Genomic DNA, 2748 nt, shown 5'->3' with positions numbered 1-2748 from the left:
CTTGGAACCATTGTCATAATACCCCCTGGTTCATGAGTTGTATTCGAAGAGGGTGGGAATGTTGTCTATGGTCTTGATCCATAGACCTTTTCTCTGTCCACGGACGACATGAACGGCTTCCAGCTCGCGGCGCTTCACTCGCTGCAACAGACTTTGGCGCGACAGGCCGAGAGTATCCATGGCGTCGCGGATGGGTTCAAAGCCGTCGGCGGGCGTGGCGAGGAAGCGGGCCTTGAGGTCCGTGGTCAGGCGAATGCGCCATGGCGCGCCAGGCGTGATCTGTTCGCCCTGGATGAGGCCGTCGTTGATGTGGCGGTGGAGGGTCGAGGGCGCCACGCCGAGCGCGATGGCGGCCTGACGGACGGTGACAATGTCGCCGTCGGCGGCCGGTAACTTGGCCTTGCAGACGGGGATCTTCCAGTAGCGGCGCAGATTGCCGACGCGGTTGGCGTCGAAGCGGTGGCCATAGACCGTTCGACGGCCCTGGCGGTTGAGAATGCCGGCGATGACGGCGTCGGGGTAATGTGGCGCCAACCGCCGCAGCAGCGTCAGCGTATCCTCGTCGGTGCGCACCGTCGCCGGCCGCGAGCGCGGGAGGGCGACGGCGAGGTGGCTCAGCGCGCCGCCCTTCCAGCGCAGGGCGAGTTGCGCCGCCGCCTTGTCGCGGTCGACATGGAGGGTGGCCTCCTCGATCAGCGTGCGCAAGAGCTCCTTGCGGTCACGCGCCGTCGTGGTCGGCGCGTGCCAGACGCTCGCCAGATCGGCGCCGAGGCAAAGCAGCTTCTCCCGCTCCGTGGCCGACAGCCCACGCGGACGCTCCGCCTCGCGCCGCACCAGTTCAGCCTTGGCCGCCTCCAGGGCACGCAGGGCCTCCTCCCACTGCTGCTCGAGCGTGCGGGCGACCAGGCGATTGTCGGGATCGACGGCGCGATAGCGGCGCTCGGCGCGGTCAACGGCAAACTGCGCCCGCTCGACATCGAGCCGCCATTGCTTGAGTGCCGCCTCGCGGTCGTTTTCCAGCCGCTCGGCCGCCGCCAGCGTGGCGGCCAGGCGTGCCGGCTCCAGCGCTTCCAGGAAGGCCGCGACCACGGCTTCGTCGATCTGCACGCCGCCGACATTGAGGCAATAGACGCCGCGTCCCTCGGCGATGACCTTACCGGCGCAATGATAGCCCGGTGTCGCGGTGCGGCCACGGTAATGAGTGCGCAGGCGCCGCCCGCAATGACCGCAGCGGGCAATGCCCTGAAGCAGGGCGCCGCCTTCACGCACCGCGCCGCCAGAGCCTCCCCCGGCTTCGGCATGGGGACGGGGGCGGGTGTTGGTCGCCATGCGCTCTCGATTGGCCTCGAAGGTCGGCCAGTCGATATAGCCCTGATGATGGTCCTTGATCAGCACTTGCCATTCGTCCATCGGCAGCTTGCGGATCCGTTTGCGCCGCGCGCCGGTTTCGTCGAGCACCGTCTCTCGACGATTCTTGCCATAGACATAGGCGCCCGCATAGACCGGATTGGCAAGCACGGAATGAACGGCATGGTAGCTGGCTTCGCTCCAGCGCAGCTCATGATGCCCACCAAGCGACAGCGGGAACTTCATGCCCTGCGCGCGCAGCCACAGCCAGGCGCGGCGCGCCGAGCCCAGTTCGGCGAAACGGGCGAAGATGGTGCGGATGACATTGACGACCGCCTCGTCGGGGTGGAGCAGGATCTCGCCGTCGTCCTCGCCCCAGACGAAGCCGATCGGCAGGCCACGGCGCAATTCGCCGCGTGCCGCCTTGTTCTTGATGCCGCCATTGAGGCGGGCGCGCAGGACATGCAGCTCGGCCTCGCTCATGGCGCCTTTCAAACCGAGCAAAAGCCGGTCGTTGAACAGGGCCGGGTGGTAGATGCCGTCGGCATCGGCAATCAGCGTATCGGTCAGCCCGGCCAGCTCGATCAGCCGGTGCCAGTCGGCATTGTTGCGCGCCAGCCGCGAGACCTCCAGGCCGAGCACGATGCCGACCCGGGCCAGCGCCACCTCGCTGGTCAGCCGGGCAAAGCCGGCGCGGACCACGGCCCCGGAGCCGGACAGGCCGAGGTCCTCGTCGATGACGACGATGCGCTCGGCTGGCCAACCCAGCTCGCGCGCCCGGCCGGAGAGCGCGTATTGCCGCTCGGTCGATTCACGGTTGTTCTCCACCTGCGAGGCGCTCGACTGGCGCAAGTAAACAACGGCCAGGCGGGCCTGGTGAGCGGCGGTGATTTTGCTGTGTTCAGTCATGATCCGCCTCCCTGGCCATCAGCATGTGAGCGATCATCAGGGCGAGCCGGCGCAACGCCTTCGCTCGTGCTTCGGCGTCCAGCCTTTCCCAGGCAGGCGGGTCGGGCCGCCGGTCGCTTTCTTCGTCGGGAAAGGTCAGCTTCAATTGTCGTTGCATGCCGCTCCTCCTTATCATCGGGCGGCGACTCGCCGGCCCGCTTCAGAAAAGCGTCCACCAGAATGCGCAGATTGAGAAAATCCGTGAGCCGGCCAAGGTCGGTGGGACGGGCCGGCAGGTCGGCGACAACGCCGTTGGCAGCGCCAAGATCCGTCCACGCTACCGGCATGTGGGTCCGGCTGCCGTCCGGCAATTCCACGAGCAGCAACGGTGTGCCGCGGCGCTTGAACCGGCTGTATGCAACCAGGGCCCGCCCTTCAAAGGCATGGCCCGCGCGTGTGATCGTCACCGATGTCGGAAGGTCCTGGTGACGGGCAGTCTGAAGATGTTTCCTT

3 protein-coding genes are annotated in these 2748 nt (G+C 67.0%); 1 reads left to right on the top strand and 2 read right to left on the bottom strand.

Annotated elements, in window-relative coordinates; genetic code table 11:
- Positions 1-30 precede the first annotated feature (30 nt).
- Both AC0L3I_RS36705 and AC0L3I_RS36700 read right to left on the bottom strand, forming a co-directional pair.
- A complete protein-coding gene (locus AC0L3I_RS36705) occupies positions 31-2256 on the bottom strand; it encodes a recombinase family protein (protein WP_473530202.1) in 2226 nt (741 codons plus the stop codon).
- Positions 2249-2413 (bottom strand): hypothetical protein, encoded by a 165-nt coding sequence (locus AC0L3I_RS36700; protein WP_473530201.1) that lies wholly within the window; start codon positions 2411-2413, stop codon positions 2249-2251. The genes AC0L3I_RS36705 and AC0L3I_RS36700 overlap by 8 nt, the downstream gene beginning before the upstream one ends.
- Here AC0L3I_RS36700 and AC0L3I_RS36695 point away from each other — a divergent pair.
- Positions 2412-2748, top strand: a 337-nt coding sequence (locus AC0L3I_RS36695; RefSeq protein WP_473530200.1) for a hypothetical protein, incomplete at its 3' end; no start/stop codon positions are given. The genes AC0L3I_RS36700 and AC0L3I_RS36695 overlap by 2 nt on opposite strands.

It is taken from the genome of Mesorhizobium sp. WSM4840 (assembly GCF_055811755.1).
Note: the sequence above shows the minus strand (reverse complement) of the source record. Positions and strands in the feature narration are given on the sequence as shown.

Coding starts and splice junctions, on each gene's coding strand:
- AC0L3I_RS36705 (WP_473530202.1), bottom strand. CDS start 2,256: ATGACTGAACACAGCAAAATCACCGCCGCTCACCAGGCCCGCCTGGCC.
- AC0L3I_RS36700 (WP_473530201.1), bottom strand. CDS start 2,413: ATGCAACGACAATTGAAGCTGACCTTTCCCGACGAAGAAAGCGACCGG.